This window comes from Intrasporangium sp. (genome assembly GCF_051961875.1).
In the GTDB taxonomy this organism is placed as follows: domain Bacteria; phylum Actinomycetota; class Actinomycetes; order Actinomycetales; family Dermatophilaceae; genus Intrasporangium_A.
On sequence record NZ_JBQCCV010000204.1, the window covers coordinates 1 to 13,571 of the forward strand.

The 13,571-nt window shown below is 70.8% G+C and carries 10 protein-coding genes and 2 pseudogenes; 6 read left to right on the forward strand and 6 right to left on the reverse strand.

All coding sequences use genetic code 11. The features are described from left to right. From ACTHJJ_RS12060 to ACTHJJ_RS12080, 5 genes and pseudogenes are all read left to right on the forward strand, one after another. Positions 1–453, forward strand: a pseudogene (locus ACTHJJ_RS12060) (type I glyceraldehyde-3-phosphate dehydrogenase); the annotation flags it as partial. Positions 454–495: 42 nt separating this feature from the next. After that, positions 496–1,704, forward strand: coding sequence for a phosphoglycerate kinase (locus ACTHJJ_RS12065; RefSeq protein ID WP_440303187.1), 1,209 nt, complete (start codon positions 496–498; stop codon positions 1,702–1,704). Further along, a complete protein-coding gene (gene tpiA / locus ACTHJJ_RS12070) occupies positions 1,704–2,516 on the forward strand; it encodes a triose-phosphate isomerase (RefSeq protein ID WP_440303188.1) in 813 nt (270 codons plus the stop codon). Before ACTHJJ_RS12065 ends, tpiA begins: the two co-directional genes overlap by 1 nt. A 71-nt stretch (positions 2,517–2,587) precedes the next feature. Next, entirely contained in the window at positions 2,588–2,833 is a 246-nt protein-coding gene (gene secG, locus ACTHJJ_RS12075; RefSeq protein WP_440303189.1) for a preprotein translocase subunit SecG, read from the forward strand. Between the two features lie 15 nt (positions 2,834–2,848). Further along, entirely contained in the window at positions 2,849–3,199 is a 351-nt protein-coding gene (locus ACTHJJ_RS12080; RefSeq protein ID WP_440303190.1) for an RNA polymerase-binding protein RbpA, read from the forward strand. A gap of 120 nt (positions 3,200–3,319) precedes the next feature. Here the strand turns inward: ACTHJJ_RS12080 and ACTHJJ_RS12085 are convergent, their stop codons facing one another. The 5 genes and pseudogenes from ACTHJJ_RS12085 to tkt all read right to left on the reverse strand — a co-directional run bounded on the left by ACTHJJ_RS12085 (position 3,320) and on the right by tkt (position 11,095). Further along, positions 3,320–4,498 carry a glucose-6-phosphate dehydrogenase assembly protein OpcA gene (locus tag ACTHJJ_RS12085; protein ID WP_440303191.1) on the reverse strand — a complete coding sequence of 393 codons (1,179 nt, stop codon included), beginning with the start codon at positions 4,496–4,498 and terminating at the stop codon, positions 3,320–3,322. Next, entirely contained in the window at positions 4,495–6,036 is a 1,542-nt protein-coding gene (gene zwf / locus ACTHJJ_RS12090) for a glucose-6-phosphate dehydrogenase (protein ID WP_440303192.1), read from the reverse strand. Before zwf ends, ACTHJJ_RS12085 begins: the two co-directional genes overlap by 4 nt. After that, positions 6,033–7,668 (reverse strand): annotated as a pseudogene (locus tag ACTHJJ_RS12095) (glucose-6-phosphate isomerase). The gene zwf and the pseudogene ACTHJJ_RS12095 overlap by 4 nt, the downstream one beginning before the upstream one ends. Beyond that, positions 7,665–8,777: a transaldolase gene (gene tal / locus ACTHJJ_RS12100; protein ID WP_440303193.1), complete on the reverse strand. Its 1,113-nt coding sequence runs from the start codon at positions 8,775–8,777 to the stop codon at positions 7,665–7,667. Before tal ends, ACTHJJ_RS12095 begins: the two are co-directional and overlap by 4 nt. 5 nt (positions 8,778–8,782) lie before the next feature. Continuing rightward, positions 8,783–11,095 (reverse strand): transketolase, encoded by a 2,313-nt coding sequence (gene tkt, locus ACTHJJ_RS12105; protein WP_440303194.1) that lies wholly within the window; start codon positions 11,093–11,095, stop codon positions 8,783–8,785. Positions 11,096–11,336: 241 nt separating this feature from the next. Between tkt and ACTHJJ_RS12110 the strand changes: the two genes are divergently transcribed. Continuing rightward, complete coding sequence (locus ACTHJJ_RS12110; protein ID WP_440303195.1) at positions 11,337–12,299, forward strand: heme o synthase; 963 nt, start codon at positions 11,337–11,339, stop codon at positions 12,297–12,299. A 271-nt stretch (positions 12,300–12,570) separates the two neighbouring features. Here the strand turns inward: ACTHJJ_RS12110 and ACTHJJ_RS12115 are convergent, their stop codons facing one another. Further along, positions 12,571–13,494: a COX15/CtaA family protein gene (locus ACTHJJ_RS12115; RefSeq protein WP_440303196.1), complete on the reverse strand. Its 924-nt coding sequence runs from the start codon at positions 13,492–13,494 to the stop codon at positions 12,571–12,573. Between the last annotated feature and the right edge of the window lie 77 nt (positions 13,495–13,571).

Genomic DNA, 13,571 nt, shown 5'->3' on the forward strand with positions numbered 1-13,571 from the left:
GACCAGAACCTGCAGGACGGCCCGCACAAGGACCTGCGTCGCGCCCGCGCCGCCGCCCTCAACATCGTGCCGACCACCACCGGCGCCGCGAAGGCGGTCTCCCTCGTCCTGCCCGAGCTCAAGGGCAAGCTCGACGGCTACGCCCTGCGCGTCCCGGTCCCGACCGGCTCCGCGACCGACCTCACCTTCGAGGCGCCCCGCGAGACGTCGGTCGAGGAGGTCAACGAGATCATGCGCGCGGCCGCCGACGGCCCGCTCAAGGGCTACCTCGTCTACACCGAGGACCCGATTGTCTCGAGCGACATCGTCACCGACCCCGCGTCCTGCATCTTCGACTCGGGCCTGACCAAGGTCATCGGCAACCAGGTCAAGGTAGTCGGCTGGTACGACAACGAGTGGGGCTATTCCAACCGCCTCGTCGACGTCGTCCAGCTCATCGGCCAGAGCCTCTGACGCCGGCGCCGACCTGAACCTGCCGACGACCCAAGGAAAGACGTGAAGACGATCGCCGACCTCGGGGACCTGCGCGGCAAGCGCGTCCTCGTCCGCTCCGACCTCAACGTCCCCCTGGCCGGGACGACGATCACCGATGACGGCCGGATCAAGGCCTCGGCCCCGACCATCCTCATGCTGAGCGAGATGGGCGCGCGCGTCATCGTGAGCGCCCACCTCGGCCGGCCCAAGGGCGAGCCGGACCCGGCCTACTCGCTGGCTCCCGTGGCCAAGCGCCTCGGCCAGGTCCTGCAGAAGCCGGTCGTCTTCGCCGAGGACACGGTCGGGCCGAAGGCTCGCGCCGCCGTCGACGCGATGCCCGAGGGCGGCGTCGTGCTGCTCGAGAACCTCCGGTTCAACCCTGGCGAGACGGCGAAGACCGACGCCGAGCGGGCCGAGTTCGCCGGCGAGCTTGCCTCGCTCGCCGACGTCTTCGTCTCCGACGGATTCGGCGTCGTGCACCGGGAGCAGGCCTCCGTCTACGACGTGGCCAAGCTGCTGCCCCACGCGACCGGCGGCCTGGTCGAGGCCGAGGTCAACGTGCTGCGGCGCCTGACCAGGGACCCCGACCGTCCGTATGCCGTGGTCCTGGGTGGCGCGAAGGTCTCCGACAAGCTCGGCGTCATCGGCAGCCTCCTCGGCACGGCCGACCGGCTGCTGGTCGGCGGGGGCATGGTCTTCACCTTCCTCAAGGCGCAGGGCCTCGAGGTCGGCAAGAGCCTGCTCGAGCCGGACCAGGTCGACACCGTGCGCGGTTACCTCGACGAGGCCAAGGCCAAGGGTGTCGAGATCGTCCTGCCCGTCGACATCGTCGTCGCCGACGCGTTCAGCGCCGACGCACCCCATGAGGTCGTCCCGGTGGACCGGATCCCGGCCGACAAGATGGGCCTCGACATCGGTCCGGACTCCGCCAAGCTCTTCGCCGAGCGTCTTGGCGACTGCCGCACCGTCTTCTGGAACGGCCCCATGGGCGCCTTCGAGATGGCGCCCTTCGCGGCCGGCACCAACGCGATCGCCCGGGCCCTGGCCGACGTCACCGCCGGCGGGGCGCTCACCGTCGTCGGTGGCGGTGACAGTGCTGCCGCGGTGCGCCAGCTCGGCTTCGCGGACACCGACTTCGGGCACATCTCGACCGGTGGGGGAGCGAGCCTCGAGTACCTCGAGGGCAAGCAGCTACCCGGCCTGCAGGTCCTCGAGGACGGTGACGCGTGATGGCACGAGCCACCGCGCCGGCCGGGCGCATCCCGCTCATGGCCGGCAACTGGAAGATGAACCTGGACCACCTCCAGGCGACGCACCTCGTGCAGAAGCTCGACTGGACCCTGCGCGACGCCAAGCACGACTATGCGGCGGTCGAGGTCGCGGTGCTGCCGCCTTTCACCGACCTCCGCTCGGTCCAGACGCTCATCGACGGGGACAAGCTCGAGCTGCGCTACGGCGCCCAGGATCTCTCCCCGCACACGTCCGGCGCCTACACCGGCGACATCTCCGGTGCGTTCCTCCGCAAGCTCGGCTGCACCTATGTCGTCGTCGGGCACAGCGAGCGGCGTGAGGGCCACCACGAGACCGACGAGGTCGTCGCGGTCAAGGTGCGGGCGGCATACGCCCACGACCTCGTCCCGATCCTGTGCTGCGGCGAGGACCTCGCCGTCCGGCAGGACGGGGGCCAGGTCGCTCACGTCACCGGTCAGCTGCGCGTCGCGCTCGAGGGGCTCCCCGCCGAGCAAGCCGCCTCGATCGTCATCGCCTACGAGCCGATCTGGGCGATCGGCACCGGCGAGGTCGCGACCCCCGAGGACGCGCAGGAGGTCTGCGGCGCGATCCGGGCCCTCCTCGCCGAGCTCTACACGCGCGAGCTCGCCGACGGCGTGCGCGTCCTCTACGGCGGCAGCGTCAAGGCCGCCAACGTCGCGGCGATCATGGCCCAGGAGGACGTGGACGGCGCGCTGGTCGGCGGGGCCTCCCTCGACCCGGTCGAGTTCGCCTCCATCTGCCGCTACCGCGAGCACGTGACCGCGAGCTGACCTGCAGGCAGGTATCCTGTCGTAGTGCTCGGCTCACCGGGCCCGTGATCGATCGAGATGGAGTGACGCTGGTGGATGCGGTTCGCATCGTGCTCCAGGTCCTGCTGGTGGTCTCCAGCATGGTCCTGACGCTGTTCATCCTGCTGCACAAGGGCAAGGGTGGCGGCCTGTCCGACATGTTCGGCGGCGGTATGTCGACGTCCCTCGGTGGGTCGTCGGTCGCCGAGCGCAACCTGGACCGCTTCACGGTCGCGATCGCGGTCGTCTGGGCCGTCTCGATCGTCGGTCTGGGCCTGTTGGCGCGATTCGCGAGCTGAGAGAGGGACGACAGAATGGCGAGTGGTAACGCGATCCGAGGCAGCCGTGTCGGCGCCGGGCCCATGGGTGAGGCCGAGCGCGGCGATGCAGCGCCCCGGGTTCACATCTCCTACTGGTGCTCCAACGGGCACGAGACGCGACCCAGCTTCGCGGAGGAGCCCGGCATGGTCCTGCCGGAGCAGTGGGACTGCCCGCGCTGCGGCTTCCCGGCCGGTCAGGACAAGGACAACCCGCCTGCACCGCCGAAGGTCGAGCCGTACAAGACCCACTTGGCCTATGTGAAGGAGCGCCGCAGCGACGCCGACGGCGCGGCCATCCTCGACGAGGCGCTGACCGCCCTCCGGGAGCGTGGCCTCATCCAGTGACCCAGGGGTGACGGGGCGGCAGCCCCCACCACAGCGCAGACGTATGCCGCTGAGCGGGCCTCCGCTCGGCGGCATACGTCGTTCCCGGGCTCGGGTGGTTCGGCGAGCCCGTGAGGGGACTCAGGACTTGGACGCCTTCTTCGCTTCGGCTGCGCCGTCCTGCGCACGCTGGGTCTCGCGCGGGGTCCGCTCGCCGGCGAGCTTGCGGGCCGTGGCGGAGTGAACCTGCTCGGCGTCGGACTCGGTCGGCGCCGGCGGGGCCGAGATCATGGCCGACGCCTGCGCCGCGGCCTCGTCCCTGGCCAGCCGCGCGGCGAGGTTGCGCGCCGCTGCGATGTCGGGCCCCGCCCCGGTCTTCGCCGCCTGGTCGGCGCTGAGGCGGACCGGGGGCAGCTGGGCCATCCCCTCGAGGAGGGCCGCCGCGTACGTGTCGTCGGGGTCGAGCCGGCGCAGCTCGTCGGCCAGGCACTCCGCCTCGCCCCGGCGGGGGAGCGCGATCCGGCGATCCGGCTGGCCTGGCTGCGAGAGGGTCGCGACCTGCTCATCGGGGCGGACGAGGTCGATCGGGCCGCTCTTGCGCTCCAGCCGGACGGCGCTGATGCCCGAGCCCGGCGCGGTCGAGACGCGGCGGATCGGCACGCCCAACCGGCTCACCAGCCAGGCGGCGAGCAGCTCGGTCGAGGGGGAGTCCGGCGCGCCGGCGACGACGCCGCCGGTCACCGGCTCGAAGGGCGGCTGGTCGAGCGCAGCGGCGAGCAGGCCCCGCCACCGGGTGAGCCGGGTCCACGACACGTCGGTGTCCCCCGGGGCATACGTCTGCGCGCGCTTCTTCAGGAAGTGCCGCGGGTTGCGGTGCTCGGCGGCGTCGGTGATCCGGCGCTGGGCCATCCGGCCGATGGGGTCCTTGGCGACATCGAGCGGTGCCTCACCGGGCCACCACGCGACGATGGGGGAGTCCGGCAGCAGGAGGGGCACGACGACGCTCGGCCCATGGTTGGCGAGTGGGCCGTAGAGGCGCAGCACCACGATCTCGCTCGCCCCGGCGTCACCGCCGAGCCGGATCTGCGCGTCGAGCCGCTTGCGGCCGCGGCGGTCCCCCGCGATGACCACGATGATGCGGCACGGGTGCTGTCGACTCGCCTGGTTCGCGACCTCGATCGCCTCGCTCGCGTCGGTGTCGTTGATGGCGACGACCAGGGTGAGGACCCGGCCCAGGGCCATCGCGCCGACGTCGTTGCGCAGCCGGACAAGGGTCTTGCTGACGTCCGTCGTGGTGGTGTCGGTGAGGTCTCGGATCACGGCAGTCTCCAGCTCCGTCCGTCACGCCCGAGGATGGCGTGGGCCGACTCCGGACCCCACCACCCGGGCAGGTACTGCTCCGGTGCGCCCGTCTGCTCCCAGTGCCGCAGGAGCGGGTCGACGATCTTCCACGAGAGCTCGACCTCCTCGTGTCGCGGGAAGAGGGGCGGGTCGCCCAGCAGGACGTCGAGGATGAGCCGCTCGTAGGCCTCCGGGGACGCCTCGGTGAAGGCGTTGCCGTAGCCGAAGTCCATCGTCACGTCGCGGATGTCCATCTGCGCGCCGGGCACCTTCGAGCCGAAGCGGAGGGTGATGCCCTCGTCGGGCTGGATCCGGATCACGATGGCGTTCTGGCCCAGCTCCTCCGTCGCGGTGTGCTCGAAGGGCAGGTGCGGGGCCCGCTTGAACATGACCGCGATCTCGGTGACGCGCTTGCCGAGCCGCTTGCCGGTCCGCAGGTAGAACGGCACCCCGGCCCACCGGCGCGTGTCGACCTCGAGCTTCACGGCCGCGAACGTCTCCGTCCGGGAGCCGTCCGCGACACCGTCCTCCTCGAGGTAGCCGACGACCTCCTCGGCCCCCTGCCACCCGGCCGCGTACTGGCCCCGGGCCGCGACGAGGTCGAGGTCGCCGACGAGGCGCACCGCGGAGAGGACCTTCTCCTTCTCGCCGCGCAGGTCACGCGCCTCGAAGGAGACCGGCTCCTCCATGGCGGTGAGGGCGAGCAGCTGGAGCAGGTGGTTCTGCAGCACGTCGCGGGCGGCACCGATGCCGTCGTAGTAGCCGGCCCGGCCGCCGATGCCGATGTCCTCGGCCATGGTGATCTGCACGTGGTCGACGTAGTTCGCGTTCCACACCGGCTCGAAGAGCTGGTTGGCGAAGCGCACGGCCAGCAGGTTCTGGACCGTCTCCTTGCCGAGGTAGTGGTCGATCCGGAAGACCGAGTCCGGGGGGAAGACGCCCTCGACGATGTCGTTGAGCTCCTGTGCGCTCTTGAGGTCGTGCCCGAAGGGCTTCTCGATGATGACCCGGCGCCAGCTGTCGCCCTCGGCCTTCGTGAGGCCGCACCGCTCCAGCTGTTCACAGACCTGGGCGAAGAAGCTCGGCGGGATGGACAGGTAGAAGGCGTGGTTGCCGCCCGTCCCACGCTCCCGGTCCAGGTCGGCCATCGTCTCGGCGAGCAGGTCGAAGGCGGCTGGGTCGTCGAAGGTGCCCGGCACGAACCGGAAGCCCTCCGACAGGTTGCGCCAGACGTCCTCGGAGAACGGTGTCCGCGAGTGCTGCCGGACCGCGTCGTGCACGACCTGGCCGACGTCCTGGTTGGCCCAGTCGCGGCGGGCGAACCCGACGAGGGAGAAGCCCGGGGGCAGCAGGCCACGGTTGGCGAGGTCGTAGATCGCCGGCATGAGCTTCTTGCGGGCGAGGTCGCCCGTCACGCCGAAGAGGACGAGCCCGCACGGTCCGGCGATCCGGGGGAGTCGCTTGTCCTGGGGATCCCGCAGCGGGTTCACCCCAGCGGCGACCTTGGCCGCAGTCATGCGCCTCCTCCACCGAAGGCCGCGCGCACTTGCGCCAGCCCGGTGTCGTGGTCGGTGAGGTGGAGCCGGAGGACGGGGCGGCCGTGCTCCGCGAGCACGCTCGCGTCGCCGGCCGCTTGGGCAGCGATGAACTGGCCGAAGGTGAAGTCGCGTCCCGGCACGTCGAGGTCCGCGCCTGGCTCCGCCGTGATCTGGATGTAGACGCCGACGGCGGGCCCGCCCTTGTGGAACTGCCCCGTCGAGTGGAGGAACCGGGGCCCCCAGCCGAAGGTGGTCGGCCGGCCGGTGCGCTCGGCCATGGAGCGGCGGCACTGGGCGAGGTCGGCGTCCCGGAGCCGGTCGAGGTAGGCCATGATCGCGACGTAACCGCGCTTGTCGTCGAGCTGCTCGAGGAGAGCCGCGACGGCACCGTCGACCGTGGTCGCGCCGCCCAGCCAGTCCCCTCCGAGAGCCCGGATCTCGACGGCCCCGTCGGTCGCCGCGGGAGCCGACTGCGACCCCGCGCCCTGGTCGAGCAGGTCGCGGGCGGCCTGCTTGGCGCTCTCGACGTCGGGCTGGTCGAACGGGTTGATGCCGAGCAGGCGCCCGGCGACCGCGGTCGCGACCTCCCAGAGGAGCATCTGGGCGGCGAGGGTGCCGGCGACCCGGACCTCGGATCCGTCCTGACCGGTCCCGGACCGTGTCTCGTCGTCCTCGGCGACGAGACGGGCGACCGTCACGTCGCCGGGAGGGTCTGTGACCTCCGGGGCGTCGTCACCCGAGACGACGACGGGGAGCAGCCCGGTCCCGAGCTTGCCGGTCGACTCTGCGATCAGCTGCTCGGCCCAGTCCGGGAAGCCGACGATGCCGGACCCGTCGTCCACCAGGACGACCTTGTCGCGCAGGGGCTGGGTGCCCGCCAGGGCCGCGCCGAGGCGGAGCCCCGGGTTGCCCTCGTCATCGGCGGCGAGGACGTCGGCGACCGACTCGGCGTCGTCGAGGAGCGCCTCGATGTCGACCCCGGCGAGCCCGCTCGGCACGAGGCCGAAGGCCGTCAGGGCCGAGTAGCGCCCGCCGACGTCAGGGTCGGCGTTGACGACGTGGTAGCCACGCTCGCGGGCCTCCTTGTCGAGCGGGCTGCCCGGGTCGGTGACGACGACGATCCGCTTGGCCGGGTCGATCCCGGCATCCTGGAACGCCTTCTCGTAGGCGCGCCGTTGGGAGTCGGTCTCGACGGTGGAGCCGGACTTGGACGAGACGACGACGACCGTCCGGTCGAGACGGTCCTCGAGTGCCGAGCGCACGTAGTCGGGATCGGAGGAGTCGAGGACGAGCAGCTCCTTGCCGGACGTCGCGCAGATCACCTCGGGCGCGAGCGACGAGCCGCCCATGCCGCAGAGGACGACGTGGTCGAGGCCGCGGCCGGTCAGGGTGTCGCGGAGCGCGGCGATCTCACCGACGAGGGGGGCGCGAGGATCGGGGCAGGCCCACCCAGGACAGACGCTTGCCGGCCTCCGACTCGGCGTCGGGACCCCACAGCGTCGCGTCCTGCTCGAAGAGCCTGCTCGCGAACGATTCCCCGACGAGCCCGTCGACGTGCCGGGAGATCGCGTCCGCCGCCGCCCCGGAGGCTGTGACGGACAGGCTGCTCATGAGTCCGCCTTGGCCATCTCGGTCTTGACGCCCTCGCTGAGCTCGTCCCATGCCTTGTCGAACTTCTCGACGCCCTCGTCCTCGAGGAGGTCGACCACCTCGGTGTACGAGATGCCGATCCGGTCGAGCGCGTCCAGCACCTGCCGCGCCTCGTCGTAGGTGCCGGTCACCGTGTCGCCGTGCACCGTGCCGTGGTCGGCGACCGCCTCGAGGGTCTTCTCCGGCATCGTGTTGACGACCCCAGGAGCGACCAGCTCGGTGACGTAGAGCGTGTCGGGGTAGGCGGGGTCCTTGACGCCGGTCGAGGCCCAGAGGGGGCGCTGCACCTTCGCGCCCTCGGCCTCGAGGGACTTCCACCGCGGCGTCGAGAAGACCTCCTCGAACGCCTGGTAGGCGAGGCGGGCGTTGGCGAGGCCGGCCTGGCCCCGCAGCGCCTTCGCCTCGTCGGTGCCGATGGCATCGAGGCGCTTGTCGATCTCGGTGTCGACGCGGGAGACGAAGAAGGAGGCCACCGAGGTGATGGCCGACAGGTCCTTGCCGGCCTGGTGCGCGCGCTCGAGACCCTCGAGGAAGGCGTTCATCACGCCGCGGTACCGCTCGAGCGAGAAGATGAGCGTGACGTTGACGCTGATGCCCTCCGCGAGGGTCGCCGCGATCGCGGGGAGGCCCGCCTCGGTCGCCGGGATCTTGATGTAGACGTTCGGGCGGTCGACCGCCGCGGAGAGCTTCTTCGCCTCCTCGATGGTCCGGCTGGTCTCGTGGGCGAGACGGGGGTCGACCTCGATCGACACCCGGCCGTCGACCCCGCCGGTCTGCTCGAAGGTCGGCAGGAACAGGTCGCACGCGTCCCGGACATCCGAGGTCGTCAGGTCGAAGACGATCTCCTCGGCCGACTTGCCGGCCTTCGTCAGGGCTGTCAGGTCGGCGTTGTAGCGGTCGCCCTTCGCGAGCGCCGCCTGGAAGATCGACGGGTTGCTGGTCACTCCGACGACGCACTGGTCCTCGATGAGCGCCTTGAGGTTGCCGGTCTCGAGGCGCTCCCGAGAGAGGTCATCGAGCCAGATCGACACGCCGGCGTCGCTGAGGGCCTGCAGGTTCGCGTTGGTCATGGTGCTCACTTCCCCTTGCTCGCGGCGGGCTTGCTCTCCGCCGTGCTGGTCGAACTGGACACGTCCGTGTCACCGGTGTCGCCACCAGACGCGCCCTTGCGCGGGTTGGTCTCGGTGATATCGGGGGCATGGACGGGCGCCTCGGCGGCCTTGATCGAGTCCTTGGCCGCCTTGACGACGGCGTCTGCGGTGATCCCGAACTCACGGAAGATCGTCTTGTAGTCGGCGGAGGCCCCGAAGTGCTCGATGCTGACGGTCCGTCCGGCGTCGCCGACGACGTCGTGCCAGCCGAAGGACACGCCGGCCTCGACCGAGACGCGGGCGCGGACCGCCGGAGGGAGGACCTTCTCCTGATAGGACCGCGACTGCTTCTCGAACCACTCCCGGCAGGGCATCGACACGACGCGGGTTGCGGTGCCGCGCTTCTCGAGCCGCGCCGCTGCCTCGACAGCAAGCTGCACTTCGGAGCCGGTGGCGATGAGGATGACGTCGGGGTTGCCCGGGCGGGACTCCTCTACGAGCACGTAGGCGCCCTTCGACACCCCCGACGCGTTGCCCATCTTGGTCCGGTCGAAGGTCGGGACCACCTGACGCGTCAGCGCCAGCGCCGCCGGCCCGTTGGTGTTGCTGAGGATCGCCGCCCAGGCCGCCGCCGTCTCGTTGGCGTCACCGGGGCGCACCACGTCGAGGCCGGGGATGGCACGCAGCGCCGCGAGATGCTCGATCGGCTGGTGGGTCGGGCCGTCCTCGCCGAGGCCGATGGAGTCGTGCGTCCAGACGTAGATGACCGGCAGCTGCTGCAGGGCGGCCAGCCGGACCGCTGGTCGCATGTAGTCGGAGAAGGCGAGAAAGGTGCCGCCGTAGGGACGGTTGAGCCCCTCCAGCGCCATCCCGTTGAGCATCATGCCCATGCCGTTCTCGCGGATGCCGAAGTGGAGGGTTCGCCCGTAGGGGCCGCCCTTCCACTCCCGAGTCTGTTTGCTGGTGGGGATGAAGGAGGGCTGCCCCTCCATCGTCGTGTTGTTCGACTCGGCGAGGTCGGCGGAGCCGCCCCACAGCTCGGGCATGACGTCGGCGAGCGCACCGAGGACCTTGCCGGAGGCCGCCCGGGTCGCGATGCCCTTCTCGTCGGCGGGGAACTTCGGCAGGGCCCGCTTGAGGCCGGCGGGCGGCTGCCCGGCGATGACCCGGTCGAGCAGCTGGGCACGGTCGGGGTTGGCCTTGCGCCAGGCGCGGTAGCCCTTGTTCCACTCGCGGTGCAGAGCCTTGCCGCGCTGCACGACCTCGCGAGCCTTCTTGAGGACCGGGGGCTCGACCGCAAACGACTTGCGTGGGTCGAAGCCGAGGAGCTCCTTCGTCGCCGCGACCTCCTCCGCGCCGAGCGCGGAGCCGTGCGCCTTGCCCGTGTCCTGCTTGGTCGGCGCCGGCCAGGCGATGATCGTGCGGAGGACGACGAGGGTCGGCTGGTCGGGGTGCTTCTCGCCGGAGCGAATCGCGGCAAGGAGGGCGTCAACGTCCTCGACGTACTCCGCGCCGTTGCCGTTGCCGCGCCAGTCGACGGTCTCCACATGCCAGCCGTAGGCCTCGAAGCGGGCCGCGACATCCTCGGAGAAGGCGATGTCGGTGTCGTCCTCGATGGAGATCTGGTTCGCGTCGTAGATGACGGTGAGGTTGCCGAGCTCCTGGTGGCCCGCGAGCGAGCAGGCCTCGTGGGTGACGCCCTCCTGCATGTCGCCGTCCGAGGCGATGACGTAGATGTGGTGGTCGAACGGGCTCGTGCCGGGCTTCGCTTCCGGGTCGAACATCCCGCGCTGGCGCCGCTGCGCCATCGCCATGCCGACGGCGGAGGCGAGGCCGGAGCCGAGCGGTCCCGTCGTGATCTCGACGCCCGCGGTGTGGTGCACCTCGGGGTGGCCGGGCGTCTTCGACCCCCAGGTCCGCAGCGACTTGAGGTCGTCGAGGGTCAACCCGTAGCCGGACAGGTAGAGCTGGATGTACTGGGTCAGGCTGGAGTGGCCGCACGACAGGACGAAGCGGTCACGCCCGAGCCAGGTCGGGTCGGACGGGTCGTGCCGCATGATGTTCTGGTAGAGCAGATAGGCGAGCGGGGCCAGGGACATCGCGGTGCCCGGGTGACCGTTGCCGACCTTCTGCACTGCGTCCGCGGCGAGGACACGCACTGTGTCGACGGCCCGGATGTCGAGGTCGCTCCACCCGGCCTTCTTGCTCACGGGAAGCGATAGTGACGGATCCCGCTCGGCCAGCAGGTTTTTCACCGCCCTGCGGGTCGTCTTCGCCTTCGTTGCAGTGCTGGTCACGAACGGGTCTCCTTCTGGCAAGGGGATGCGCGTACTGCACCGAGACTAGTCCCCGGTGGTGTCCCCAGCACACGCGGCCACGAGCACGGGACGTGCACGAATGCGGGGTCGGTTTCCCGGCCGTTACCCATTCGTCGTGGCAGTGCTCAACGGGGTGCTTCGCACGAGGAGCCACGGGCTAGACTTTCGCGGAGTGCCGCAGCGCGGCGCCCCGCGTCGAGACAGCAAACGAGGACTTTTAGTGACAACCGTGGACCCCCGCGAGGACCTTTCGGTACTCCGAGGCCCCGGCGGCAGCGGCTTCCGGTTCATGGCGGGGCAGTACATCTCGCTGATGAAGCCGCGCATCATCGAGCTGCTGCTCATCACGACCATCCCGGTGATGTTCCTCGCCCACGGAGGCGTCCCGGATCTCGGCCTCGTCGTCGCGACCCTCATCGGCGGGACGCTGTCGGCCGGGTCGGCCAACACCCTCAACTGCTACATCGACCGCGACATCGACGCGGTCATGCATCGCACCAGCAAGCGCCCCCTCGTGACCGGGACGATCCCCCCGGCCGGCGCCCTCGCGTTCGGCCTCGGCCTCGCGGTCGTGTCGACGCTGTGGCTCGGCTTCCTGGTGAACTGGCTGAGCGCCGGGCTGGCGCTGCTGGCCGTCCTCGCCTACGTGGTCGGCTACACCTTGATCCTCAAGCGCCGGACGAAGCAGAACATCGTCTGGGGCGGCGCAGCCGGCTGCATGCCGGTCCTCATCGGCTGGTCGTCCGTGACCCACACGGTGAGCTGGTCGGCGTTCATCCTCTTCATGGTCGTCTTCTTCTGGACGCCGCCGCACTACTGGCCGCTGTCGATGCGCTACCGCGAGGACTACGCGTCGGTCGACGTGCCGATGCTGCCGGTCGTGGAGCGCTTCGTCGTCGTGGCGAGGCAGATCGTCCTCTACGCCTGGGCGATGGTGATCATGTCGCTGGCGCTCATCGTGGTCCAGCCGATGGGGTGGATCTACACGGTCGCCACGATCGGCTCCGGCGGCCTCTTCCTGGCCGAGGCGCACCGCCTGCTCACCAAGGCGCGGGCCGGCGCCGCCGACAAGGTGCTCCGCCCGATGCGGCTCTTCCACTACTCGATCACGTACCTGACGGTGCTGTTCATCGGCGTCGCGATCGACCCGATCTGGCACGTCGCCCTCCCGGGGCTGCACTGACCTGACCGTGCCTGCCGTGACCGTCGCGGACTGACGCCCTCGGCCTGATCTGATCCACGGGGCCTCCCTTGCCGGCCTGCAAGGTCCGTACGCACGCCCGCCCCGCTGGCCGCGGAGCCGGATGGAACCGGTCGGCTCCGGCCCGGGGCCGCGCTCAGCTGACCGCCGGCGACAGGGGTCCTTCCGGCCGGTCGGTCCCGTGCAGCCCAGGACGGTCGACGGAATCAGCGCCCCAGGCGGCCGGCGATGACTGCCTTCGGGCGGCTGGCGGTCAGACGGGGGTGCTGCGCAGGTCGAGCACGCCGTACGTCAGCGCAATGACGAGCGCGGTCGCACCGAACATGTGCGCGAGCACGAGGACTTCGGGCAGGCCGGTGAAGTACTGGACATAGCCGATGACGCCTTGGAGCACGGTGACGAGCAGGACGATGTTCCACGCCCGGTTGGCCCGCCCGTCCTTGGCGGTGAGGCGCACCGCGACGAGGGTGGCGATGACGAGGCCGCAGAAGAACATGACCGCGTCCGCGTGCATCCACGAGACGAAGCGGGGGTCGAAGCCGGTCCGCGCCGGCGTGACAGCGTCACCCGAGTGCGGGCCCGAACCGGTCACGATCGTGCCGAGCACGAGGACGACGGCGCCCATCGCGGCCGTGCCCCAGCTCAGCAGGCGCGCGAGCGGGTGCACGAGCAGGTCACCCGGTCCGGACTCGGTGTCCTCCGCACCTCGGACCAGGGTCGTCGAGAGGGCGACGAGCACCATCGAGAGGAGGAAGTGGCCGGCCACCGTGAACGGGTTGAGGCCCGTCCGGACGGTGATCCCACCGAGGACCGCCTGTGCCGCGACACCCCCGAGGACGCCGTACGCGGCCACGTGCAGCCTCCGGCGCTCGGGCCAGTGCGTCACGACCGCCCAGATGGCGAGGACCGCGAGGATCCCGACCAGGCCGGTCAGCGTGCGGTTGCCGAACTCGATGAACTTGTGGATCCCCTGCTCCTGGTGGGGGACCGGCACGAACGACCCGGGCACGCATTCGGGCCACGTCGGGCAGCCGAGCCCCGACCCGGTCAGCCGGACCACGCCGCCGGTGAGGACGATCAGCCCCTCGCCGACGAGGTTGGCAATCAGGATCGGGCGCACCCATGAGGCGCGTGCGGCGGGCAGGCGACGAAGGGTCGCTCGGGCGGTGGTCGACACGCAAAGAGGGTATGCCGCTCACCTCGCTTCCGAGGAATCCGCACCTTCCGGTCCGCCTCCCCCCTCGCGGTTGAGGT